We start from the raw sequence: 24,883 nt of genomic DNA, 5'->3' as shown, positions 1-24,883 counted from the left end.
CTTATAGTTAAAGTTTTAAAAACAGCATCGTTATGTCATCAACTACATGTCCTGTTTCAATTATGTTTTCTATTTCTTGTGATACTTTAAACATAAGTTCGTTTGGCATTATTTGTGGATTTATGTATTTTGAGACTATATTCATAAAGTTTTCAATTGAGAGTATTTCGCCGTCTTTGGTGGTTATTGAGAATAGTCCATCACTCAGTAGTATTATGTAATCGTTGTAGTTAAAGTCAATGTCAGAGGAATACGCATCTATCTTGCTTAATAATCCTAGTATCGGTGCGGTTGAGGATAGGAGAAAGAACTCGTTTAGTGTAGAACTCCAATATAAGCAGTCTATATGTCCACAACTTACATATTGAAATTTTCTCTTATTTTTGTCTATCAGAGTAATGAACAATGTTGAATACCTACCAGTTTCACTTATTAGGTTGTTGAAGTCTGAGTTTAGGTTTCTTATAACTGCTGTTAAGTTAGAGTATCCTTCTACTACTTCCTTAAGAATTAGAGCCTTTAGCATAGATACGATTATACCTGCTGATATACCGTGTCCGGATACATCTGCTATGTATGCTATGAATTTGCTCTCAGAGAGAGGTATGATGTCTATGAAGTCTCCACCAACTAATACTGCTGGTTTGAAATATTTGTCGAACTCGATCCCTTTGATATGCTTTTTGTTAGGTAGTAGTTTTTCAACAATTTCTCTACCTATTACTATCTCATCTACTACTGTTTTGTAGAGTGTTAGAAATTTTCTGTTTTCGTCTTCTATCTTTGACTTTAGGAAGATCCCGAAATTTCTTCTTGAATAGAATAATGTTATAATCATTAGTGATAGGAATATACCTTGTATTAGGTGTTTAACTTCTGTATTGTGTATTACGAACGGTAAGGTGAATTTTATTAAAAACAAAAGCAGTGGTATAGATACTAATGCTAGTGTATAGTTGTGTTTTAGATGCACATCGGATTTTAAGTACCTTTCTTCATTTCTAATAACTCCTGTAAGAGTATCAGCAAGTATGATTTTCATTGATAGAATTGTAGGTATATACGCAATTTGTGAGAGTGATATTATGTTAAAGATTTTTTGTTGGTGTGTTCCGAAAAGACTGAAGATGATTGATAGTATGATTGATAAGATAATCAGAATTTTTGGTAAGATGTATTTTTTACTGTAAGCGGATCCAATAAGTATTGATATTGATAGTGCAGATATAGTAATTAGGTTTTCATTTACTTCGTTGTGGAGTGGTTGATTTAAAAAAAAAGATATAAAGTTAGATGTTGATGATATAAAGATAGTTGTCAAAGATGTATTATATGCTATTCTGAATGACTTTCTTAAAGAGGTAAAAAAGTAATTTGTTAGTAAGGAGTGTATGAATATGAATAAGACACCCCCATATATTATAGATATGATTATAGTAGTTATCATTATTATTTTTTGCCGGGGACGGGACTTGAACCCGTACGCCCTCGCGGGCATGGGATCCTGAATCCCACGTGTCTACCAAATTCCACCACCCCGGCTAGGTTATTTGTCTGTCGTTTGGTTCTTTTCAATCGCCTCCTTAACTTTACCAAGAATGATATCCTTTAAGTTTTTAGAACTTTGGACTGCATTAATATTTGCTCTCTGGATTTCTTCCAAAACTTCCTTTCTGTATATTTTTAGTTCTGGTGGTGCGGAAATTCCAATCTTTACAGTGTCTCCCCTGATTGAAAGAATCTTTATCTCAATATTTTCTCCTATTATTATGCTCTGTTCCTCTTTTCTTGATAGAACTAGCATCGCCTTCCTCTCTAGACTTTTACATTTGAGGTTATGTCATAGTCAGTTGGGTAATCGTTTAGTCTTGAAACTGCTTGGACACCTTTGTTATTTTTAGTATTTACTATTATAGGACCTAGTAGGTTTGCGGTTATCGTGTGATTTTCAAGATTTACATTAAGTATTACAAATACCATCAAATCCTCTTCTTTTTCCATGTCAATGGATTTGAGGTCGTCTTCATAAACATCTAGTATGTAGTCGGGTTTAAAAACGTAGGGGTTTGCCACCAAGAAGCAGAGGTCAGGGTTTTGTATTGACTGCATCCAGTAGATGAAAGAATCTTTCTCAAACTCTATAAATACATATCGCTTATATTCTTCGAAAGCTATGATGCCTTTATCAAATGTTACTATGTGTTCTTCTTCTATCTCTATCTCTCCAAAGTGTTTTGAGAGTATCTTCATTCAAAAACCTCGTAGGAAGTATATACAAAACATACATAACTTTCAAAAACACTAACAAGGGGGTTCAAAAAAATGTATGCAGTGCTTGTAATACTTGTGATCCTGAAGTTGAGATGGAGAGAGCTAAAAAGAGGTGTGAGTATGATGATATGTTAAATGATAGTGAGACTAGGGGAATGTATGCCCTATTGAGTTTTCATACAAAAATCTTAATAAAGTAACTGTCTTTCAAGTAGTATGTATTCAAAGATTGACATTGAAGATAGCAAATTTGGGTTCTCTACTAAGTGAGTAGTTAGGATTCTAGGCTTTTTACTTACTCACTTCTGGTTAATGCAAAGATTTTATATCAAGCCAGATTTCACGTAATTACCAAGTAGAGTATTTACTCAATCGCCAAAAGACTGTAAAAAGAAACTGCTATTAGCTGTGAATCGTTACCATTTCAATCTGTATTTTAGTTAAGGCAAATTCATAAGAATTTTAAGTGAGTCTTGGTCTAATCTGTATGCTAGTGTTTAGTCTGTAGATTGATTTCTATAATCTCTAATGTGACTTAACTTTTATTTTCTCAATATACTTTTCTGCTGCTACTGCTGCTGTTGCTCCTTCTCCTGCTGCGGTTATAGCCTGTCTTAGGAACTTATCAACACAATCTCCTGCCGCGAATACACCGGGTATATTAGTGCTCATATCATAAAGGTTAACTTTTATGTAACCATTCTCATTCTTCTCAACTTCATCAAATATTGATGTATTTGGATACAAGCCAATGAATATGAATACTCCGTCAGTTTTCAGTATGCTTTCTTTGTTATCAACTACATTTCTAATTCTTACAGCCTCAACTTTTTCATCACCTAGGATCTCTTCAACTACGCTATTCCATACGAATTTGAACTTTGGATTGTTTAATACTCTTTCCTGAAGGACCTTTTCTGCTCTCAAGGTATCCCTTCTGTGTATGAGAGTTATACTATTAACGAACCTAGTTAAAAATAATCCCTCGTCAAGTGCGGAATTACCACCACCTACGACGACGATATCCTTACCTTTGAAGAAAGCACCATCGCAAGTAGCACAGAAAGAAACACCTCTTCCTAAAAACTTATCTTCACCTGGAACGCCTAACTTCTTGTAGTTTGCGCCTGTTGATATTATGACAGAATAGGATTTAAGTTTTTTACCATTTGATAGAGTAATCTCTTTAATTTCACCTTTAAGCGAAGCAGATATGACTTCATCAATAATAACCTTAAGCCCATGCTTCTTTGCTTGTTCTTCCATCCTAATAGAGAGTTCATAGCCGTTTATCTCTATTATCCCAGGATAATTTTCAACAAGGTCTGTTGTTGCTATCTGTCCTCCAGGACCTAATTTCTCAATAAGAACGGTATCAAGCCTAGCCCTTGCAGCATAGAGACCAGCGGAAAAGCCCGCAACTCCTCCACCTATTATTATAAGATCGTAAATTTTGTTATCATCTACAGATACCTTTGATACGGTAGGAATAGAACCAAACTTTACATCCATAAATCTACCCCCTGAAAAACATACTCCATAGGAGTATATTAAATATAACAATGTCCAAAAGGTATGTCAATTCTTCCTCTCAACTTCACTTCTTCTAACAATCCTTAAATCAACTAATTTACCTTCTACATATGCATTTGTGAATATACCTACTACAACATTACTCACTCTAAAACTATCAAGAACATTTAGACCTGAAACCTTCTTAAACTTAAGTATTTCTTTTGGTCTGTTTGGGCTAGTGCTTGATGTGTTTTTCAGACTTATGTTCGTAATCTGATTGTCGTAGAAAATTGGTATCTCTGGGATTGATGATAGGTTGTTGGTAGAGACTAGGAAGATAATTATGGGTATGTCATAGAGGTTGATTGCTTTGTTTGTGAGTGAGAGCGTATTAACTTGTTTATCATTTGTGAAGACTATTACATTTGCGACTAACGAAGAATCATTCAATAATCTGGATGTTGATATAATTCTCACATCTCCTTGTATGAAGTCAATCTCTTGAGAAACTAGGTTAGGAGATTTTGATAATGAATATTTTGATATTGTAGTTGATGTAATTTTTAACTTTGGAGGAGTATTTTTTGATGACTTTGTCAGTGTTTCTGAAAGAAGGTATTCAGGATATTCATCGTAATTGTATCTAATAGATGTTGTAATCTTGTGCTTGGAATTGATTATTATTTCGTATTCTAGAGACATCAGTAGTGCGTTTTCTGCAAAGGTATTAGTGTTATGGAAAAGCAATAAAATTACGAATAGTGTTACAGCGAAATTTTTTGATCTAGTTTTCATAATGATATTTTCGTTAAATAGACAAGGATGTTTAGCGTCTTACTGGAATTTCTCAAAGAATAAAGAAATTGTAGCGTAAGTATTCTTTTCTGTTGAGTATATTCGGAATATTGCTTCTATATCTCTTTGCTTGAGGTCATCAATGAAGAATTTTACAAAGAATAATCCTAATCCTGCTCCTAATTTATCTTCATCTTCATTTTCAACAAACCCGTCAACGATAGTAGTAATATCTGAACTTGCTTTATCTCTGAGTTTTTTTGCTTGATCTGAAGGAATTACAACATTATTGCTCACTTCAACTTTGAATATATCTTTTGAAAATTTCCAAGATATCTTAACCCACTTGTTGAACTTTTGGCATAGTTCTACGACTTCTTCACGATTCTTCAGTATTAAGTCCGTTTCGCTTACTGGTATATCAATCTTGTTATCTTTTATAACACTGATGAAATTTGCTTTTTCTGCGTTATCAACCAACTCCATTATGACATTAGTTATGTGAACTATATCTGATTTTCCTATGAAGTCTAGTATTTTGTTTGTTATATATTCTATTATTCTTCGTTGTTCGTGGGGACCGTAAAGTTTGAGTTCTATACCCTTGGTGTATAGAAGTAGCTTGTCAATCTCTAATAATGTTTTTAATGTCTTTTCAGTTATATTGACAAACATACTAGGAGTGTTACTAGGGTCATACCTGTCTCTATACTGGGGTGGAAGAGAGTGATTGAATTTTGTGAAACCTAACTTGTTTAAAACTATTATGAATAGATCATTGGGAGTGCATTTTTTTATATCCTCTAGTAGTGCTTCTGTCATATATTAGCGAATTCTAAATAAGAGAAACTTACTCATGTCAAATTAGGGTAGTGGTGGTAGGTAAGTGTAGAGTGATTACTGAATTTATTTTTTAATCTGCGAAGTTAATGATGTATACATCTTTTGAATTTGAAAAAGCTAGTTGTAAGTGGTTTAAAATATACGCTGGTTGATGGGTGTAGAGAATTGTATATTCTGTAAAATAGTCAGGAAGGAGATCCCTTCAAAGATTGTTTATGAGGATGAAGATACTCTTGCGTTTGATGATATAAATCCTCAAGCTCCAGTCCATACTCTTGTGATTCCAAAGAAACATATACCGAATTTGATGGAACTTGAAGATAGTAATCTATTGAGTAGTATATTTAGAACCATAAAGCAAGTTGTAAGGATCAAGAATCTAGAGAATGATGGTTTTCGTGTAGTTGTTAACTATCTACACAAAGGTGGACAAACCGTGTTTCATTTACATTTTCATATACTTGGTGGCAGACAGATGACCTGGCCACCGGGCTAGTCATTCAATTATAAGGGAGGTGATTAGATGGCTTTGGTTGTTGAAATAAGAGATGGAGATAATGTTGAGTTTGCTCTGAAAAAGTTTAAAAGGTTCGTTGAGATGGAAGGGATACTGTCAGAGTATAAAGCACACTTGAGGTATAAGAAACCGAGTGAGGAGAGAAAAGAAAAGCTTGCTGCTATGAAAAAGAAATTAAGAAGACTTCAAGGCACTAAAGATAAGAAAAAGTAATTGTCTTGCGGGATCGTCTAATTGGCAGGACGGCTGACTCTGGATCAGCTAGTGGGGGTTCGAGTCCTCCTCCCGCAGCACAAATGCCCCCATCGTCTAGCCTGGTCTAGGACATCACCCTCTCAAGGTGGAAACACGGGTTCAAATCCCGTTGGGGGCGAATGAGCTTAATAAAAGCTTTTGCAATTACTGTGATTTTACTCCTTCCTATCTACTCACAATCACAAGTTTCTAGCTCACTTCAGATTACAAATAGTCAAAGAACGAACGGTCAGGTAACAAACCAAAATGTTGTCAAGCAAGAGTTAAAGAAAGATGTTGAAATAAAAGCAAGAGTTGAATTCTTCAACAAAAAGTCTATAGATGGTAAAGTAGTTTTTAAAACTTCAAATGTGGTTATGAACCATGTTGACAAAAACGTGGAGATAACATTAGATACCCCATATACTAGCATAGAATATATCCATCCTGTGACTTGGTTTCCGGAGTTTTCAAAAATAGATAAGGATGGTAAGATAATGTATAACTTCTATCCAATAGAATATGTAGTGAAACTTAAGGATGGTAAGTATCTCAATGTTGTAGGGAGAGTGCCTAGTTTCGAAGTCATAGACTTTATTCATAAATACGGTAAATCAAAGATATACACCTATTATGTTGATTATCTAGTTGCCAATAAGAAAGGTGAGACAAAGTGGAAAAATATGGGCACTTACGAACTTAACAAGAACTTTAAAAAACCTCACCCTAACGTCGCGTATTACATATACTTTATTGACTAGAGTTTTATACTAACACTGTTACCTGTCTGGTCTACTTTCATCTTCTCGTATTCTGGGTATGTAATAGCAAGATCAGCGAGGTCGTTAAGGAATGATTCAACACCACCACCGTAGGTTACATCAAAAACTGCTAGGTCCCCAGAGACAGACTTTCTTTTGACTTCCTGAATACCAGGTAGAGTGTTTAGGAAGGTTGAAAAATCCTTAACTGCCTTAAGGTCCTTTAGCCCTATAACTCTAAGTTCAATCTTCTCTCCTTTCATTAGATATTTCTCAATCTTCGGTAGTAGGTCCTGTAGTGTTTTCTTCGCTATGTAAGTTAAGACTACTCTTCTTGCGTTTCTGTCGTCGCTTGCGTTATTTACAAGTTTCTGACCTGATTGAGAGTTTCCGAGTCCTCTCGCAGTTGATGAGTCGTAGGCTTTTATGTTTGCTATACCTTCTACTACCGTCCATCCCTTATACTTCTCGTGTGGTTCTGATTTCACAGTGATATCAACTTCCATATATACTGGTGCTTTTATCTCGTTAGCTAACATCTGTGCTAGTGTCATCGCTTGTCCTTTTTTCTCCTCATATACTGCCATAAACTTCTTGCTCATTTCAAGACTTCTTTTGTAATCAACATACTCAACATCCAATTCCGCAAGGTATGAGTTTATGGTATCAACAAGAAACTTTAGATCCTCATCTTTATCCATACTTCTGTATTCAGAAGCTGAGGGGAAAACAAGAACTGTTTTTCCTTTAAGTGGTGAGTCCTTTGAGAGTTGTAGTTTTATGTCCTCATCTTTTATGGATTGAGTTTGACCTCCTATGAAAAATCCTAAGATAACTAAACTCAAGCATAATAGTGCCTTGTGAATGTGTTTCATGAATACCTCCAACTACATAGTATAATAAAAATACAATCAAATGTTTTCAAACTGAAAATTTTAGCAAGATGAGCCCTTCATTGTTAAGAATGGCAGTTAGTAAATTCAACGAAAAAGCATTCTTTTAATTATGTTAACTTGTTTGTTTATAAAAATCACACATTCTTACTTTACACACTTATTTTACGAGGTGATAGGAGGTTCTTCCTCATTAATTCTTACCAGATTAGAATTGTATTTTAGGATAAGAAGATTGAATTTATTAGCCAAGAGATCCTAGAAATGGGAACAAATCAAGCAGATATCCTGATATTACACCTAGGGTATCAGTTATCAAAGCAATACCTACTAGTATAAGGATGATACCACTAGCAATCTCTACGAACTTAATTACATTCCTCAACTTTGCAATGAGACTTACTGCAGAGTTTATGAATATCGCTACTATGAAGAATGGTATTGCCAGACCTATTGAATAAACTCCGAGAAGTACTGCTCCGTAAGTTGTATTCCCTCCATAAAATGCTATTCCTATGATACTACCTAGAATAGGTCCTATACAAGGTGTCCATCCGAATGCAAATAAAAGCCCCATTACAAAGGCCGTAAGGAATCTTATCCTCTGTGTTGGAAAATTTCTTATCCTTGCTTCGTAGTCAAGGAATGGTATTCTGATAATTCCTAGGATGTGTAGTCCAAAGATAATGATGATTGCACCAGCGACTCTGCTAAAGATGTTTTTCGCGTCGGCTAAAACACCACCAAACTGTCCAGCTATTACACCAAAAACTATGAAAACAGTTGTAAATCCTATTATGAAGAAAAGTGTAGATAAGATTATTATTAGTCTATCTCTACTCGTTATCTGTCCTTCCTTTATACTACTGACGGATATTCCGGAAATCAGAGATATGTAGGGTAATATTAGTGGAAGAATACAAGGTGATACAAACGATAGTAGTCCAGCGATTAATGCTATTGGAATTCCTACTTCCATAACTTAAAATAATATACTATATACCCTATGATGTGTCAAGGAATGTTTCTGTGTTTGGAGAGTTTTGTTGTGGTGGGTATTTAATTAGAAAAATGTTGTTAATTCAGATTAAAATTGTATTCATACTTATGGTGGAGGTAGGTATGATACTGGATAAGATAAATGAGGATTACAAGAATGCTGTGAAAGAGAGGGATGAAGCAAAGAGAGAAACTCTGAATATGCTTAAGTCTGCGATAAAGTATAGAGAGATAGAGTTGAGGAGTAATAATAAGGAACTAAACGAAGAGGAAATAATTTCGGTAATACAGAAGGAGATCAAGAAGAGAAAGGAGGCTATTGAACTTTACGAGAAGGGTGGTAGAGAAGATTTAGCAGGTAAGGAGAGGAGAGAGGTTGAGATACTGGAGTCTTATTTACCGAAACAACTTACAGAGGATGAGATAAGAGAGATGTGTAAGGAGGTAATAGAGATGGTTGGTGCTTCCTCACCTTCTGATATTGGGAAGGTTATGAAAGAAATTATGCCGAAGGTAAAGGGTAGGACTGATGGAAGTGTTGTCAAAAGAATCGTTGAAGAGATGCTATCAAAGTAATTTTATGAAAGTTGTTATATTAGAGAAAACATTACCGGGTGACATTGAGACACCTGTTTCTCTTTATCTGAAGTTAAAGGACTTATCACTACACTCTTTTCTACTTGAAAGTGTGATAGGTAATGAAGTTGTAGGTAGGTATTCGTTTATTGGTATAAAACCATTTCTTATATTCAAAGCAAAGAAGAAGAGTGAGGTGAATGGTAGAAGTCTTGCGGAGTATTCAATAGAGGGTATTGAGCAGGTTATGGACACAACTGAAGACCCATTTGCGGTTTTACAATCTCTATCAAATGTTGAGATTCTGAAGGGGAGTGAGATACCTCTAGATGTGCCTTTTTATGGTGGGGCAGTTGGATATCTATCTTATGATACTATAAGATATATTGAGAGAATTCCTGATAAGAACCTAGATCCTTTTGACTTTCCAGAGTTTTACTTCGTTTTCCCTTCCATACTGATCTGTTTTGATAATGTTTCAAAATTCATAAAGGTCATCTCAATTGAGCCTGTGATATCCTATGAAACTGAAGCAGTTAGTGCTGGAAGTAGAAAAATAGAAGAGGTTATTGAGACTATAAAATCTCCCCTCAATCTATCTCAAGGTTACCGTGGTAGCGAACTATCTATTAGTTGGAAATCTAACTTTGATAGAGATGAGTTTATAAAGATAGTTGAGAAGTCAAAAAGATATATACACAATGGAGACATATTCCAAGTTGTATTATCACAAAGGTTGAACTTTAAGTTAGAGATTGATCCGTTTGAGGTTTATAGAAGACTTAGAATGATAAATCCGTCTCCTTATATGTATCACTTGAGTTTTGGTGATGTTGTGATTTCTGGGTCTTCTCCAGAGATGCTTGTTAAGGTGTGGGGTAGAGAAGTTGAAACAAGACCTATAGCAGGCACAAGACCAAGAGGTAAAACACCAGAAGAGGATAAGATACTTGAAAAAGAACTTCTATCTGACCAAAAAGAATTGGCAGAGCATATTATGCTAGTTGATCTTGGGAGGAATGACATAGGGAGAATTTCGGAGTATGGAAGTGTTAGAGTTGATGAGTATATGGTTATAGAGAGATACTCCCATGTTATGCATATAGTCTCAAGTGTTAAGGGTAAGGTAAATAAGGATAGGAAGCCGATAGATGTTATGAAGGCACTCTTCCCTGCGGGTACTGTAACTGGTGCTCCTAAGATAAGAGCAATGGAGATCATTGATGAATTTGAGAATGTAAGGAGAGGACCTTATGCTGGTGCTGTTATGTACCTAGGGTTTAACGGGAATATGGACTCTGCTATTATACTTAGGACAATGGTAGCAAAAGGTAATGATGCTTTTGTTCAAGCAGGTGCCGGTGTTGTTTATGATTCAGTTCCAGAAAGTGAGTATAATGAAACACTGAACAAAGCGAAGGCAGTCTTGAGAGCAGTAGAACTAGCAATTGGAGGGATGTAGATGCTATATGATGTATTCTTTCCATTGAGAGATTGGTTTTTTGGATTTAACTTGTTTAGATACATAACCTTTAGGACACTTATGGCTTCGCTTACCGCTTTTCTTATAGTTTTCATCATTATGCCAAAGTTTATTGAGGTTGTTTCAAGACTCCAGTTTAAACAGAATGAGAGAGAATTTGGACCTCAATCACATCTAAAGAAGCAGAATACTCCGACGATGGGTGGTTTTCTATTTATTTTGTCAAGTATTATATCTTCAATACTATGGGCTAGGATGAATAACATTTATATTCCTCTTATACTTTCTGTGATGTTTGCTTTTGGTTTCATAGGATTTATGGACGATTACCTCAAGAGAGTAAGAAGAAGTCATAGAGGTCTTTCAATTCTTCAAAAGTACTCTCTGCAACTTTTTTTCTCCTTTTTGTTTATTATCTCTCTATACTTATATCCTCCATTTAAACCTTATTTTGATAGTATATTTATACCATACACTAACAATGTTGTTTTGACTATACCGTTAGCTTTGGCGTTTGTTTTCTACATACTTGTTATAACTGGTTCATCAAATGCTGTCAATCTTACTGACGGTATAGATGGACTTGCTGCTGGACTTGCCGCGATTGCTTTTGCAGTTTTTGGGCTGTTTGCTTACCTTGCAGGTAATATAGTGATAGCAAATTACTTACTCATTCCTTATATAGACAAGGTTGGTGAGGTTGCGGTTGTTGCAGGTAGTATTGTTGGAGCACTTGGAGGTTTTCTTTGGTATAATGCTCATCCTGCGAAAATATTTATGGGGGATACAGGTGCGTTATCGCTTGGTGCAACATTAGGTGCTATATCAATAATCACTAAACAAGAACTATTACTTGTAATAGTTGGAATGGTATTTGTGATGGAAACTCTATCAACTGCCATACAAATTGTTTATTACAGACTTACAGGAGGTAAGAGAATATTCAGGATGGCACCGCTTCACCATCACTTTGAACTTGGTGGTTGGAGTGAGCCGCAGGTTCTTATAAGGTTCTGGATACTAGGTGTAATATTTGCAGTGATAGCTCTAGCAAGCCTCAAGATAAGATGAAGTTAATTTTATTGATAGTGCAGGGTGTTGTAGTATGAGTTTTATAGTAGTAGATAATATTGTAAAATCATACCTTGAGAGTAATGGTAACAGAGTTGTTGTATTTGATGGATTTTCTGTATCAATGGACAGGGGAAAATTTGTTTCAATAATAGGAGAAAGTGGTTCTGGTAAGACGACACTTCTTAACATAATAGGTGCGATAGATGGGGTAGATAGTGGAAGTGTAATTGTTGATGGTATTGACATAACGAAGTTGGATGAGGACGAACTTGCAGAGTTTAGGAACAAAAAAGTAGGATATGTGTTTCAGAACCATTTTCTTCTTAAAGGATTTTCTGTTATTGAGAATGTTGTGATACCTTCTATGGTGATGGGTAAGTTAGACAAAGAGAACATATTTAGAAAAGCGAAAGAACTACTGGACTTTCTAGGAATTGTAGATAAGGTCAATAGAGGTATTGATGAGATTTCTGGTGGAGAGAGGCAGAGAGTGAGTATAGCGAGAGCATTGATAAATGACCCTGAATTTGTGATAGCGGATGAACCTACTGGTAACCTTGACCCGAAGAACTCTGAAATTGTATTCTCTCTGTTCTATAAACTAGTCAAAGAACTTGGTAAGACTTGCATTATGGCTACTCATAATCTATCTCTTGCTGAAAGAACAGATAGCATCATAAGGTTGTCTTAAATATCAATGTAAGATAGTGTATCTTGGATGCCTGCTTCTTCAAATGCTTTTTTTCTAGCGTTACAGGATGGACACTCCATACAAGGTTTTACAATGTTTCCAAGTAGTCTGGGTGAATAGCAACTCCAAGTAAGTTCAAATGGCACTTCAAGTTCTTTGGCTATCAATATTATGTCTTTTTTCTTAAGGTCTATGAATGGTGTATGAACGACAACTCTTCTCCCTTCAAAAGCGAATTTTGACCCAGTTGTTAGAACTGTTTCAAGTGCGGAAGCCCACTCTGGGCGAGTATCAGGATAATTAGGAGAGTCGCTTGCATGTATTCCTAAAACTATGTTGTTTATATCTCTTATCTCTGCTACAATACCTGCTACTAATCCTAGCAGTGTATTTCTCATTGGAACATAAGTTGATATTATACCCTTTTCGGGATATTCCTTTTCTGCTATCTCTCTGCTACCAACGAGTGATGATGTAGAGAGAAGAAACTTTAGTCCAGATATGTCAATCTCAATTCTCTGGATTTCATACTCATCGCATAACTTTCTTGAGATAAATGTTTCTATACTGTGTTTCTGACCGTAGTTTATGTTTAGTGCAACTACATTATCAAACTTTTTCCTAGCCCAGAATAGAGCGGTAGTGCTATCAAGCCCACCAGAGTGTAGAACGATAGCTTCGTTACGCATATTCAGGATGCCTCCAGATACTAACGAAGCTTAATTCTGAAACTTACAAATACCAGATTCCAAACTAACTAAAAGTATATTGCCTTGTTCCGAAGATTTGGAATATGAGTTGTAGGGTATGTGGTAGTAGTGATATATCGTTCTTTGTTAGGTCTAACAGTTATTTGTTTGATGTGTATAGGTGTAGGAGTTGTGGAGTTGCGTTTAGGTTTCCTTTGCCTACAAAAGATGAGATTGTCAGTTATTATACAGAAAACTATTACTCTGGTAAGAGTGAATATTCTTACATAGATGAGCGTAAGGTAAGAGGTTCTAGATTAGTTTGGAGTAGAAGAATCAAGAAACTGATAGAGATATACACTATGGAGAACTCAAGAGAACCTAAAACTATACTTGATGTAGGTTGTTCTTTTGGTGGTTTGCTTGAGGAGGCTAAGAGGTTTGGTCTTCAGCCTTATGGTATTGAAATATCAGAGTATTCGGCTAATTACGCAAGAAGCAGAGGGATTGAAGTTTTCGTTGGAGATGTATCGGATGTAGATATAGGTAGTAATAGGTTTGATATAATAACTTTGATTGAAGTTGTTGAGCATCTTCAAGACCCAGTGAGTGTAATGAGGAAAATTTATAATGCTAACACAAACGGTGGGATACTCCTTGTCCAAACTGCTAATATTGATGGACTTCAGAGTAGGTTTTGGGGAGGTAATTATCACTACTATTTACCTGGGCATTTACATTACTTTTCAAACACTACCTTAAGGAACTTGCTTACTAAAGTAGGGTACAGTAAGATATATGAGTTTTACCCAGTGGAGTTTGGAGTATTGCCTAAAGTTGTGAAGGTATTTCTAAACACATCTGGATTTCAGAGGTATATAAAGGTTTTGAAGACATCGTTGTATCATTTGTTTGGTAAGATTAGGATAGGTGATTTCACGGTTATGAGTTCAATGGTGATGATTGCGTTTAAGTGATAGTTGATTTTCTTTCTTGATATATAACTCTTTTGGTAATCTCTTCAGTCCATCGGTTATAATTAGTCGCACTATGAAGAGTGAGTGGATTAGAACTGACTACTGCGGCGAGATAACCGAAAAGTATGTTAATAAGGAAGTTGTTGTAAATGGTTGGGTTAAGACTGTGAGGGACCACGGAGGGCTTACCTTCGTTGATTTGAGGGATATAAGAGGTGTTGTTCAAGTTGTCTTTAATCCTGAAGTTGATAAAAAACTTCACGAGAGAGCAAGGGAACTACGGGATGAGTTTGTTTTAGCAGTCAAAGGAATTGTTAGAAAGAGACCAGAGGAGAGTATAAACCCTAATATTAAAACAGGAACTGTTGAGATTTGGGCTAGTGATTTTGAAATCTTAAACACTTCAGAAACACCACCTATACCTTTTGATGAACCTCAAATTGTGTCTGAAGAAAAGAGGCTAAAGTATAGGTATTTAGACTTAAGGTCGGAGATGATGAAGGAAAATATCATTAAGCGACACTTGATAACCCAAACTGCAAGAAACTATCTAAACTCAAAGAACTTTCTGGAGATAGAGACACCAATGCTTATAAGATCAACTCCTGAAGGAGCGAGGGACTTCGTTGTTCCAAGTAGGTTAAACCGAGGTAAGTTTTATGCTTTACCACAGTCTCCACAGATATTCAAGCAGATACTTATGGTTGCAGGATTTGATAGGTATTATCAGATTGCAAGATGCTTTAGAGACGAGGATTTGAGAGCAGATAGACAGCCAGAATTCACACAGATTGACCTTGAAATGTCTTTCGTTGATATGAACACTGTTATGGATACAGTTGAGGGAATGATTAAAGAAATACTGTTTAGAGTTTATGGAATTGAGTTTAAAGACAAGTTCCCTGTGCTATCCTATGAAGAAGCTATGAATAGGTTTGGGTCTGATAAACCTGACTTGAGATTTGGTATGGAGATTGTGGATATAACGGATATTGCGAAGAACACTGAATTTAAGGTTTTTAGAGATGCTGTTGAGAATGGTGGTGTGATAAAATGTATAGTAGTTGAGAGAGGTGATGAAGTATCAAGAAGTGAGGTTGACTTTCTTAGGGAGTGGGTTACGGAGTTTGGTGCGAAGGGAGTTGCCTGGTTCAGAGTTAAAAATGGGGACCTTGACTCAAACCTTACAAAATTCTTCTCTGAAGAAGTAAGAAAACAAATCATATCAAAAACCTCTGCGAAGGAAGGTTCATTACTTCTTATCGTAGCAGACAAGTGGGATATCTCAACTAGAACTTTGGGACAAATAAGACTCAGAATGGCTAATAAGCTGAACTTGATAAAAGATGAATTCAAGTTCTGCTGGGTTATTAATTTCCCTCTATTTGAATGGAACGATGAGGAGAGTAGGTTAGACCCGCTACACCATCCTTTCACCGCTCCGGTTTATGAAGATATACCTTTGCTTGATACTGATCCACTTAAGGTAAGAGCTCAAAGTTATGATATAATCCTAAATGGAACAGAGATAGGTGGTGGTAGTATAAGAATATATAACCAAGATTTACAGAGAAAGATATTCAAACTAATAGGTCTTTCAGAAGAGGAAGCAAGTGAGAAGTTTGGTTTTCTACTTGAAGCGTTTAAGTACGGTGCTCCACCTCACGGTGGGCTTGCAATAGGACTTGATAGGTTAGTTGCGATACTACAACGGATGGATAGCATAAGGGATGTTATAGCTTTTCCAAAAACACAAAAGGCATTCTGTCCGTTAAGTAATGCTCCTTCAGAGATTGAAAAGAGACAACTCAAAGAGTTGGGAATAAAAATTGAAGAAGAATAACTCTGGAAAATTTTAACAGACTTAATGTTTTTTAGATTTTTAAAGTTTTCGTAGTTTAATAACATAGGATACTTTTAATCTGTTAGTAAATAAATTCCATAATTAAATTCTCATTGCTAATTTGAGATGATGAGATAGTATCCTACAGAATTTGAAAATCTTGTGAGGTAGTTTTATGGTTGTGAGAGGTAAGGTTTGGAAGTATGGAGATAATATTGATACTGATAAGATAATACCCGCAAGGTATCTCAATACAACAGATCCGAAGGAACTTGCAAAACACTGTCTTGAGGATGAAGACCCAACGTTCGTATCAAAAGTTCAGCCTGGCGATATTATAGTTGCTGGTAAGAACTTTGGTTCTGGGTCGTCAAGAGAACATGCTGTTATATCCATAAAAGCAGTAGGTGTGAGTGCAGTAGTAGCGAAGTCTTTTGCTGGAATATTCTTTAGGAATTCAATAAACAGAGCACTACCTATCATAGAAGCACCTGAAGCAGTTGATAGCACGGATACTGGCGATGTTTTGGAAATAGACCTTGAAGGTGGAGTCGTTAGAAACTTAACGAAGAATAAGGAGTTTAGGATAAAACCATTCCCTCAGTTTCTATTTGAAATATTCAACCATGGTGGAATAATGAATTATGCTAAAGCAAGGATAGAGCAGAAGAAACAGGAAAAGAGGGGCGGTTAGCTCAGGGGTTAGAGCGCTTGCCTTACAAGCAAGAGGTCAGAGGTTCGAATCCTCTACCGCCCAGATTCGCGAAAACAAGTTATGTTCCATATTTTTAGGGCTATAGGATCTTAAGATTAATGTTAGTAGGCTAGTTGAAAGATTTTTTGATAGTTGGTTATATTATTGCTATGAACAATAATGCTATCACAAACATTACAAATCAGATTACCAACCAGCTTACAAATACGACTCTACCACTTCCTGTTGTAGGAGTTGGAACACCGGGACTTGAATACTGGATTTGGGCGTCAATAGGTACTCTGCTTTTCGTCCTGGAACTCTTTGTGCCGGGGGCTATATTCTTTTGGCTTGGTCTTTCTGCGATGTTTGTTTCAGTCCTTACGCTTCTATTTCTCAAAACACTTGAGATGCAAATAATTGCGTGGTTAGGTCTTTCTGTGATTATGATAGTGTCTTATTTCGCTTACAGAAAGAAAAGTGCTTCTGGAAAAGTTCAAAGCCAAGATCCTATATTCAAGTATGTAGGTATGAAAGGTGATGTTATTCAAACTATCACTCAAACCAAAATAGGTAAGGTAAGGTTGGATATGCCGATAAATGGCATACTTGATTGGAATGCTATTTCAGAAGATCCTAATATTACGATTGAAGTAGGGGAAAGAGTTGAGGTTGTTGGAATTGACGGAATAAAACTTATAGTAAGAAAGGTTCAATCATGATTAGAAATCATCTTACGAAAGTCCAGTATCTCATCAAGTTTTTGAGGCTCTATTAACTCACTTTCAATCACGACTTCTCTTATACTTTTGTTCTGTTCGACCGCTTTTTTGTATAACTCTGCCGATTTTTCGTATCCTAGTATAGGTGAAAGGAGAGTGATTACCATATTGTTGGACTCTATCATTTTCTGAACTCTCTCTCTGTTTATCTTTATCCCGTCAATAACCTTCTTTGCAAGAAGGTAAGATGCGTTTGAGAGTAATTTGATTGACTCAACGAGGGTAAAACCTATTATTGGTAGCATTGTGTTGAGTTCAAACTCACCGAGAGAAGAAGAGATAGTGATGGTAGTATCATTACCTATAACTCTAGCACACACCATTCTAACTGCTTCTGGAATGACAGGATTTACTTTGCCAGGCATTATAGAGGATCCGGGCTGTAGTGTAGGAATAGTGATCTCTCCTATTCCTGCATTCGGACCGCTATTCATAAGTCTTATATCGTTTGCTATCTTCATAAGGCTACTAGCGATTGTTTTGAGATGACCTGAAACCTCGCTTGCTATGTCCATACTGGCGATTCCTTCAAACTTGTTTTTTGCAACCATAAACTGGATACCTGTTTTTTCAGATATTACTTTTACAACAAGTTCAGAAAACTTTGGATGAGTGTTTATACCTGTTCCAACTGCAGTTCCACCTATCGGAAGTTCAAGTAGCCGGGGATAGGATGATTTTAGCCTTTCAATACCATTTTCTATCTGTCTCTCCCATCCTGAAAATTCCTGTCCAAAAGATATTGGCACTGCATCCATCAGATGCGTTCTACCAGTCTTAACAACATTCCTAAACTGTTTTGACTTGTTTGATATTGACTCTCTTAAGACCTCAAGTTTTGGTATAAGTTCTGTATCAAGAAGAACAGATGCTGCTATCCTTATCGCAGAAGGTATTACATCATTGGAAGACTGACCTTTATTGACATGGTCGTTTGGATGTATTGGATGTATTGTGTTTTTTACTCCTGTGAGAAGTTCATTCGCTCTTGTTGATATAACTTCATTGACATTCATATTTGTAGAAGTTCCACTACCAGTTTGAAAGATATCAACAGGAAAGTTCTTATCGTCTTCAGAATATATTATCTCTTCTGAAGCAATCTTTATATATTCCGAAAAATTTGAATCAAGCAAGCCTAACTCTCTATTTGTCTCCGCTGAAGCATACTTGATAATAGCTATTGCTTTGATTATCTCAATCGGCATTTTGTAGTGACTTATTCTGAAGTTTTCAATTGCTCTTTGAGTTTGAGCCCCCCAGTAAGCATCTTTCGGTACTTTAATCTCACCTATTGTATCCTTTTCAATTCTAAATTCACTATTCTCTCTCATATACAATGAGTATAAATAAGACTTATTTTCAGTGTAAATCAATCAAAATTCAAAAGGATCGCTTTATCTAACATGTTTGACTGAACGATTAAACACATATGGCTAAGCATTTTCAATCACGGATTTTACGAACGTTTTGAATATAGGGTTAGGAGAGAAGATAGATGATTGAAACTCGGGATGGAATTGAACGCCTACCATAAATGCGTTTGATTTATTCTCTATTATCTCTACCAGTCCCTTTTCGCTAAAACCTGAAAACTCAATATCGTTATCTTCAAACGAAGGTATATACTCGGGGTTGAACTCATACCTGTGTCTATGTCTTTCATATGCTTCTTGTTGTCCATAACTCTGGTAAGCGATTGTGTTCGGTTTGATAATAACTTTTTGTGCTCCTAGTCTCATTGTTCCACCTTTCATAACTACTCTTTTCTGTTCATCAAGCATTGATATGACAGGGTGTGATGTCTTACTATCAAACTCCATACTATTTGCTTCAGTAAGTCCTAATACATTCCTAGCAAACTCAATTGACATGATCTGCATTCCGAGACATATTCCGAGAAAGGGAATGTTGTTTTCCCTAGCATACTTTACTGATAGTATTTTACCTTCTATTCCTCTTTTACCAAAACCTCCTGGAACTAGTATCCCATCAGCCTTTGACAGGATACTATACAATTCATCTTCCGATACCTTGTCTGACTCAATATTAAGTGTTTTTACCTTTACTTTATTATCTATTCCTGCGTGAAATAATGCTTCGTATATGCTTTTGTAAGAATCTCTCAAACTAACATATTTGCCGACTATTGCAATTGTAACCTCTTCATCTATTGATTTGAATATGTCTATTTTCTTTTGTAGTGATGAAAGTTCAGGATGAGTATAAGGGATAGAGAGGTAATCGCATATTGTTTTGTCTAACTCTTGTTCCATGTATGATAGCGGAACCTCGTATATCGTTGAAACATTAAGAGATTTGATAACGGCCTTCTCCTCAACATTGGAAAACAATGCTATTTTTTTGATCTCATTCTTTGAGAAATCCTTATCTGCTCTGCATATAAGTATGTCAGGTTGTATTCCAAGTTCCCGTAGTTTTGCTACTGAGTGCTGCGTAGGTTTTGTTTTTATCTCGTCTGAAGAATGTAAGTATGGTAGTAGAGTAACATGTATGAAAAGACAATTACGCCTTCCAACATCAATAATAAACTGTCTTATCGCCTCAATAAAAGGTATACTCTCTATGTCTCCGACAGTTCCTCCAACTTCAACGAGTAATATATCTACCTTGCCACCTTCAACGTCTTCTGCCGTCCTTATCAGTTCTTTTATTTCGTTGGTAACATGGGGTATTACTTGGACCGTTTGACCAAGGTAATCTCCCCTTCTTTCTTTTTCTATCACATTCTGATATACTTTTCCTGCGGTTATTGAACTTGTTTTATACATTCTCTGGTTGAGAAATCGTTCGTAAGTTCCTAAATCAAGATCAGTTTCACCGCCATCAAATGTTACATAGACCTCTCCGTGCTGGTAAGGACTCATTGTTCCTGCATCTACATTGAGGTATGGGTCTACCTTGACAATATTTACTTTGTATCCCATACTCTTGAGTAGAAGACCTACCGATGCAGTGCTTACTCCCTTACCAAGAGACGAGCAAACACCTCCTGTCACGAAAATATATTTCGTTCGGTCTAACTTCATAAAAAAATCCTAAATAAAAATACCGATCCTTATCAATTTTACCTCAGAATGACAATAAACTCTGATCCCCACTAGATAAGTAGGCAAGACTCTAGACTTTTTTCATACTCAACTTCTCTAGTTCTAGATGGTGTTGATAATTACGAAATTTTAATTCATATCAACAACAAAATTCTAGTCACTGTCGTTTAAGAGAGACAGATAAAAATTTGATTTCTTCATTGATAGTTGGTATTATTTGATTGTGAGGAATGCTAAGTGTATAGCCTTCTTTGTAGTTGAAGATAAACTAAACATACCTGAAAACAAATTGGAAGACAGATTAAGTGAGATAAGAAGTCTCATCAATACACTTGGTTGGAAGGCCTACGAAGTAGCAAGTATAAAAGTTAAGCGACTGGATCCTGCGTTCTACATAACTAGAGGAAAGGTTGAGTATATTAAACTATTACCATACCTTTCAGAGGTTGATTACATTATCTTTTACAATGATCTGTCACCTGTTCATATAAGAAATCTTGAGAACGAACTAGGAAGGAAAGTTTTAACGAAAGTTGATCTAGTGCTTATGATATTTAAAGAGCATGCTGTGAGTATGGAGGCTAAACTACAGGTTGAACTTGCATCGCTTATGGTTGAACTACCTAGGTTGTATGGTATAGGTAAAGGTATGGAACAGATCAAGGGAGGTATTGGATTGAGAGGACCTGGTGAAAGAAGAACAGAGGTTATGAAGAGGCACATAAAAGAGAAGATAAGAGTACTCAAGTCAAGAATAGAGGAGATAAAAAAACATAGGCGTAACCAACTCAAATTGCGAAGAGGTATATTCAATATTTCAATAGTTGGCTATACGAATAGTGGTAAATCAACACTTATGAACTACCTTACTAAGGCAGGTGTTTTGGAGGAGGATAAACTTTTTTCAACACTGGACACGAAAACTAAAAAACTATACATAGATGGTTTTATTATGACGATAACTGATACTGTAGGGTTTATTGAAGATGTTCCTCCGCAACTTGTTGAGGCATTTTACTCAACGCTAGAAGTTGTCAAGGTCTCGGATTTACTTTTACATGTCGTTGATATTAATTCCGATTTCATTGATGATAAGATAGCATCTGTGAATAATATTTTAAAGACTATATTCAAAACAGATGGAACTGAAGTTCCAGAATCACTCTATGTTTTTAACAAGATTGACTTGCTAAAGGATGTAGGTGTTATCAGAGAACTGGAAGAGAAGTATCCAAATTCAGTGTTTATATCTGCAAAGGAAGGAATAAATATTAGGGGATTAAGAAGAAGGTTGGTTGAGATTGTTGGAAGTATCAGCAAATGTAGAGTTTGATAGTATTATTCTCATACCATTTGATATGATGCTTTGGACAGTATAGTCTCTCTCAAAGAATATAATTGGATCAACATATACATTATTCACTGATATTCCGAAGTGTAAGTGAGGACCTACAGACCTACCAGTGGAACCTACTAAACCTATGACTGTATTAGTATCCACGAATTGACCTTTTCTGACATTTATCTTACTCAAGTGCATATACACTGAAGCTACACCGTAGCCGTGATCAACGACAACATAATTACCTGCTTTTCTATCGTATGAAGTGATAGCAACAACACCATCTGATGTGGAATAGACTTTTGCTCCTCGTTCTCTCAGTATGTCTATCCCTAAGTGTATTCTGCCGTAGAGTGTTCCACCTCTTGACCTATTCACTCCATACCCATCTCCTATTTCGCCAGGTATAGGAACTACAAATAGGCTTATTCTACCGGTGTAATTGGTGTTTAATCTAAATCTGTTTGTTTTGAAGTTCAAATCATTATAGATATTAAAATCTTTTATATCTTTTGGTTTTCTTTTAGCGTAGGATAGAACATCGTAAGAAACATTAAAGTTTATCAATTCATACCAGATATTATTGCTGATAGTATTACTTAAGGTAAGAACAATATTAAAGTTGGTTGCAATTGTATGAGGTATTCCTATGATGGAATAAACAATGTTGTTATCTACTCTGTAGATGTTATAGTTGAAACTATCTTCCAGAGATACAGATACAACTTTGTTCTCTTCTGTTTCTCGGACTACTAAGCCTATAGTTTCGCCCTTCCTAGCCAGATGGTTTGTAGGATAAAGAAAGATCTCAATTCCATAAATATTGTAAAGAAATAACCAAAAAATTATAACTAAAACCTTCTTCATACCCCAATCACAAAAATAGGTTAGTTTAAAATTATAAAATCTGTTCCTTGTAATTTCAAATTCCCTAATTTTTGAAACCAAATTTTCTGTCAGATTATCTAACTTACTCCAACCAAGAGATAGTTTAAGACATAATAGGGGTTCCTATTCTCCTTTGGAATTCTAGGTAATCCTCCTCTATGATTTTTTTTACTTCTTTAGGAGTCAGTGCTTCTTTTACTTTTTGTAGCAAATTGATTAGTTCCATTGAATGTGTATTTACTATTATGTTTTTAACGAAAGGAGCAGACTCCTGTGGCATACTAAATGTTGATAAGCCCATACCGAGTAGCAGTCTAGTGTATTTTGGGTCTCCTGCTATCTCACCACATACGGAAACAAACTTTCCCATCTTATTTGCAAGATGAATACAGTGATGAACGAGTTTCAAAACTGATGGGTTTAGCGGTTCGTAGTATTCTGCTATAGTTTCGTTATTTCTATCCACTCCTAGCATGTATTGTGTAAGATCGTTGGTTCCTATGCTTATGAAATCACTTTCTTTAAGAAATTCCTTTATCATGACTGCAACGGAAGGTATCTCAACCATTATACCTATTGGCACATCGCCGTTTACCTTGTTATTTTCATTGTGTAATTGTTCCAAAGCGACAGTAAAGTAGTGTCTTATCTTCCTAACTTCTTCAAGTGATGAGACCATTGGAACGAGTATCTTAAGGTTTTTATATACGTTGCTTTTTATGATTGCCCTAATTTGTTTTAATAATTCCTCTTTGCGGCTAAACAGAATCCTTATTGACCTCCAGCCAAGAGCAGGTTTTGATTCACTAAGGTTTTTCTCAAAAACTTTATCACCACCTATATCTAGAAGTCTTATTATGACAGGTTTTCCTGCGAACTTTTCGGCGACGGATGTGTATATCTCTACTTGCTCATCTTCAGACAGAAACCTACCTTTATTCAAAACAATAAATTCTGTTCTAAAAAGTCCAACTCCATCGTAGTATCTAGTGTTTTCATCACTTACCTCGTAGGGTTCAGATATGTTTAACATAATATAACACTTCTTGTTGTCTATTGTTTTTGTTGGTTTATCAAGGATGTCAAGCAATTGCTCTCTGTATGTTTCAAACTTTATCTTTTCAATTCTAAAGTGAGACAATGTCTTACTATCAGGATTTACTATAATTCTGCCTTCATTAGCGTTGATGAGTATTATATCATCTTCCCTAGTGTTTTTCATCAGATCCTTGACTGCAAAGATAGCAGGTATTCCGTGTTGATGTGCTATTACCGAAGCGTGTGAAGCACTACCTCCTTTTTCTAGCACTATACCTTTTATATTCTTGGTTTGTAGTATTTCAAGAAGTTGAGTAGGGTCTATTTCAACGCCCACGAGGATGTGATCCTCTATCTTCTCTTCATCTTCTAATTCTGTCTTTCTATTAGTTTTAAGTCCAGATTTTACCTCCTCAACATTCTTTATTAGTCTGTAGAACACTGATATTATGTCTTGCATCTTCTCTTGGGGAAAGTTAGGTAATGTCTTAAACTGATTTTCTATGATGTCCATAGTCTTGAATATGGCAGATTTGGCGCTTATCTTTTCATTCGCAATAGAATTAACAATTCTGGTAATTATTGTATTGTCCTTAATTATATTCAGAAAAAATACCTTCAACTCTCTAACAGAACCTTTGGAACTTGAATATATCTTCTCTATGTCTTCTTCAGTTTTCTCAACTGCAGATAGAAATATCTGTGTCTCTTTTTTGATCTCTTCAGGATGTATTTTCTCAATCTGAAACCCTATGCTGACTGGTTCTATTAGGTAAGCCCTACCTATACTTATTCCTTTTGATATTGAAACACCCTTCAATTCTACCATCAAGATAATGATAAAGTATGTGCTAACAATTTTTCTACACTTCGTTGTTTTTAAGTATGAGCCGATTAAAAGATTGCT

General features: G+C 35.8%; 26 protein-coding genes and 4 tRNA genes. 16 read left to right on the top strand and 14 right to left on the bottom strand.

Annotation, left to right across the window (positions count from 1 at the left end; translation table 11 throughout):
• Positions 1-7: 7 nt before the first annotated feature.
• The 4 genes from NZ579_05195 to fliW all read right to left on the bottom strand — a co-directional run bounded on the left by NZ579_05195 (position 8) and on the right by fliW (position 2,250).
• Complete coding sequence (locus NZ579_05195; protein ID MCS7299336.1) at positions 8-1,447, bottom strand: SpoIIE family protein phosphatase; 1,440 nt, start codon at positions 1,445-1,447, stop codon at positions 8-10.
• A 10-nt stretch (positions 1,448-1,457) separates the two neighbouring features.
• Positions 1,458-1,542, bottom strand: a tRNA-Leu gene (locus NZ579_05190).
• 4 nt (positions 1,543-1,546) lie between these two features.
• Positions 1,547-1,804 carry a carbon storage regulator CsrA gene (gene csrA, locus NZ579_05185; protein MCS7299335.1) on the bottom strand — a complete coding sequence of 86 codons (258 nt, stop codon included), beginning with the start codon at positions 1,802-1,804 and terminating at the stop codon, positions 1,547-1,549.
• 11 nt (positions 1,805-1,815) lie between these two features.
• Positions 1,816-2,250: a flagellar assembly protein FliW gene (gene fliW, locus NZ579_05180; GenBank protein ID MCS7299334.1), complete on the bottom strand. Its 435-nt coding sequence runs from the start codon at positions 2,248-2,250 to the stop codon at positions 1,816-1,818.
• Between fliW and NZ579_05175 the strand changes: the two genes are divergently transcribed.
• Positions 2,235-2,471, top strand: a complete 237-nt coding sequence (locus NZ579_05175) for a hypothetical protein (protein MCS7299333.1) — start codon at positions 2,235-2,237, stop codon at positions 2,469-2,471. The genes fliW and NZ579_05175 overlap by 16 nt on opposite strands.
• Before the next feature lie 325 nt (positions 2,472-2,796).
• On the opposite strand, the gene trxB is transcribed toward NZ579_05175, so the two are convergent.
• The 3 genes from trxB to NZ579_05160 form a co-directional block, all read right to left on the bottom strand.
• Positions 2,797-3,723: a thioredoxin-disulfide reductase gene (gene trxB / locus NZ579_05170; protein MCS7299332.1), complete on the bottom strand. Its 927-nt coding sequence runs from the start codon at positions 3,721-3,723 to the stop codon at positions 2,797-2,799.
• 126 nt (positions 3,724-3,849) lie between these two features.
• Positions 3,850-4,581, bottom strand: coding sequence for a hypothetical protein (locus tag NZ579_05165; protein ID MCS7299331.1), 732 nt, complete (start codon positions 4,579-4,581; stop codon positions 3,850-3,852).
• 39 nt (positions 4,582-4,620) lie between these two features.
• Entirely contained in the window at positions 4,621-5,403 is a 783-nt protein-coding gene (locus tag NZ579_05160; GenBank protein MCS7299330.1) for a hypothetical protein, read from the bottom strand.
• A 172-nt stretch (positions 5,404-5,575) separates the two neighbouring features.
• Between NZ579_05160 and NZ579_05155 the strand changes: the two genes are divergently transcribed.
• The 5 genes from NZ579_05155 to NZ579_05135 all read left to right on the top strand — a co-directional run bounded on the left by NZ579_05155 (position 5,576) and on the right by NZ579_05135 (position 6,936).
• A complete protein-coding gene (locus NZ579_05155; protein ID MCS7299329.1) occupies positions 5,576-5,920 on the top strand; it encodes a histidine triad nucleotide-binding protein in 345 nt (114 codons plus the stop codon).
• Positions 5,921-5,947: 27 nt separating this feature from the next.
• Complete coding sequence (gene rpsU, locus NZ579_05150) at positions 5,948-6,154, top strand: 30S ribosomal protein S21 (protein ID MCS7299328.1); 207 nt, start codon at positions 5,948-5,950, stop codon at positions 6,152-6,154.
• A gap of 6 nt (positions 6,155-6,160) precedes the next feature.
• A tRNA-Gln gene (locus NZ579_05145) sits at positions 6,161-6,232 on the top strand.
• A gap of 7 nt (positions 6,233-6,239) precedes the next feature.
• A tRNA-Glu gene (locus tag NZ579_05140) sits at positions 6,240-6,314 on the top strand.
• Between the two features lies 1 nt (position 6,315).
• A complete protein-coding gene (locus tag NZ579_05135; GenBank protein MCS7299327.1) occupies positions 6,316-6,936 on the top strand; it encodes a hypothetical protein in 621 nt (206 codons plus the stop codon).
• Here the strand turns inward: NZ579_05135 and NZ579_05130 are convergent.
• Entirely contained in the window at positions 6,933-7,811 is an 879-nt protein-coding gene (locus NZ579_05130) for a DUF6175 family protein (GenBank protein ID MCS7299326.1), read from the bottom strand. The genes NZ579_05135 and NZ579_05130 overlap by 4 nt on opposite strands.
• A 262-nt stretch (positions 7,812-8,073) precedes the next feature.
• Entirely contained in the window at positions 8,074-8,808 is a 735-nt protein-coding gene (locus NZ579_05125; GenBank protein ID MCS7299325.1) for a cytochrome c biogenesis protein CcdA, read from the bottom strand.
• Positions 8,809-8,951: 143 nt separating this feature from the next.
• On the opposite strand from NZ579_05125, the gene NZ579_05120 reads away from it, so the two are divergent.
• The 4 genes from NZ579_05120 to NZ579_05105 are packed head-to-tail and all read left to right on the top strand — an operon-like array spanning position 8,952 to position 12,652.
• The gene (locus NZ579_05120; protein MCS7299324.1) at positions 8,952-9,404 is read left to right on the top strand and encodes a GatB/YqeY domain-containing protein; all 453 of its coding nucleotides are present in this window, start codon (positions 8,952-8,954) and stop codon (positions 9,402-9,404) included.
• A 4-nt stretch (positions 9,405-9,408) separates the two neighbouring features.
• A complete protein-coding gene (trpE, locus tag NZ579_05115; GenBank protein ID MCS7299323.1) occupies positions 9,409-10,866 on the top strand; it encodes an anthranilate synthase component I in 1,458 nt (485 codons plus the stop codon).
• Positions 10,867-11,958 carry a phospho-N-acetylmuramoyl-pentapeptide-transferase gene (gene mraY / locus NZ579_05110; protein ID MCS7299322.1) on the top strand — a complete coding sequence of 364 codons (1,092 nt, stop codon included), beginning with the start codon at positions 10,867-10,869 and terminating at the stop codon, positions 11,956-11,958.
• Positions 11,959-11,992: 34 nt separating this feature from the next.
• A complete protein-coding gene (locus NZ579_05105; protein MCS7299321.1) occupies positions 11,993-12,652 on the top strand; it encodes an ABC transporter ATP-binding protein in 660 nt (219 codons plus the stop codon).
• Here the strand turns inward: NZ579_05105 and queC are convergent.
• Positions 12,649-13,341, bottom strand: a complete 693-nt coding sequence (gene queC, locus NZ579_05100) for a 7-cyano-7-deazaguanine synthase QueC (GenBank protein MCS7299320.1) — start codon at positions 13,339-13,341, stop codon at positions 12,649-12,651. The genes NZ579_05105 and queC overlap by 4 nt on opposite strands.
• A gap of 104 nt (positions 13,342-13,445) precedes the next feature.
• Between queC and NZ579_05095 the strand changes: the two genes are divergently transcribed.
• From NZ579_05095 to NZ579_05075, 5 genes are all read left to right on the top strand, one after another.
• A complete protein-coding gene (locus NZ579_05095) occupies positions 13,446-14,318 on the top strand; it encodes a class I SAM-dependent methyltransferase (GenBank protein MCS7299319.1) in 873 nt (290 codons plus the stop codon).
• Between the two features lie 73 nt (positions 14,319-14,391).
• Positions 14,392-16,161, top strand: coding sequence for an aspartate--tRNA ligase (gene aspS, locus NZ579_05090; protein ID MCS7299318.1), 1,770 nt, complete (start codon positions 14,392-14,394; stop codon positions 16,159-16,161).
• 175 nt (positions 16,162-16,336) lie between these two features.
• A complete protein-coding gene (gene leuD / locus NZ579_05085) occupies positions 16,337-16,855 on the top strand; it encodes a 3-isopropylmalate dehydratase small subunit (GenBank protein MCS7299317.1) in 519 nt (172 codons plus the stop codon).
• Positions 16,846-16,918 (top strand) — tRNA-Val (locus NZ579_05080). The genes leuD and NZ579_05080 overlap by 10 nt, the downstream gene beginning before the upstream one ends.
• 71 nt (positions 16,919-16,989) lie before the next feature.
• Positions 16,990-17,577 carry an NfeD family protein gene (locus NZ579_05075; protein ID MCS7299316.1) on the top strand — a complete coding sequence of 196 codons (588 nt, stop codon included), beginning with the start codon at positions 16,990-16,992 and terminating at the stop codon, positions 17,575-17,577.
• Here the strand turns inward: NZ579_05075 and NZ579_05070 are convergent.
• Both NZ579_05070 and NZ579_05065 read right to left on the bottom strand, forming a co-directional pair.
• A complete protein-coding gene (locus NZ579_05070; protein ID MCS7299315.1) occupies positions 17,568-18,971 on the bottom strand; it encodes a class II fumarate hydratase in 1,404 nt (467 codons plus the stop codon). The genes NZ579_05075 and NZ579_05070 overlap by 10 nt on opposite strands.
• Positions 18,972-19,073: 102 nt before the next feature.
• Entirely contained in the window at positions 19,074-20,687 is a 1,614-nt protein-coding gene (locus NZ579_05065; GenBank protein MCS7299314.1) for a CTP synthase, read from the bottom strand.
• A gap of 244 nt (positions 20,688-20,931) precedes the next feature.
• Here NZ579_05065 and hflX point away from each other — a divergent pair, with 244 nt between their 5' ends.
• The gene (gene hflX / locus NZ579_05060) at positions 20,932-22,041 is read left to right on the top strand and encodes a GTPase HflX (protein MCS7299313.1); all 1,110 of its coding nucleotides are present in this window, start codon (positions 20,932-20,934) and stop codon (positions 22,039-22,041) included.
• On the opposite strand, the gene NZ579_05055 is transcribed toward hflX, so the two are convergent.
• Complete coding sequence (locus NZ579_05055; protein ID MCS7299312.1) at positions 21,988-22,917, bottom strand: M23 family metallopeptidase; 930 nt, start codon at positions 22,915-22,917, stop codon at positions 21,988-21,990. The genes hflX and NZ579_05055 overlap by 54 nt on opposite strands.
• Positions 22,918-23,041: 124 nt before the next feature.
• A complete protein-coding gene (ptsP, locus tag NZ579_05050; protein ID MCS7299311.1) occupies positions 23,042-24,805 on the bottom strand; it encodes a phosphoenolpyruvate--protein phosphotransferase in 1,764 nt (587 codons plus the stop codon).
• Positions 24,806-24,883: the final 78 nt, after the last annotated feature.

Source organism: Spirochaetota bacterium, from assembly GCA_025061835.1.
Taxonomy (GTDB): domain Bacteria; phylum Spirochaetota; class Brevinematia; order DTOW01; family DTOW01; genus SKYB106.
This window is presented reverse-complemented; position numbering and strand designations above follow the sequence as displayed.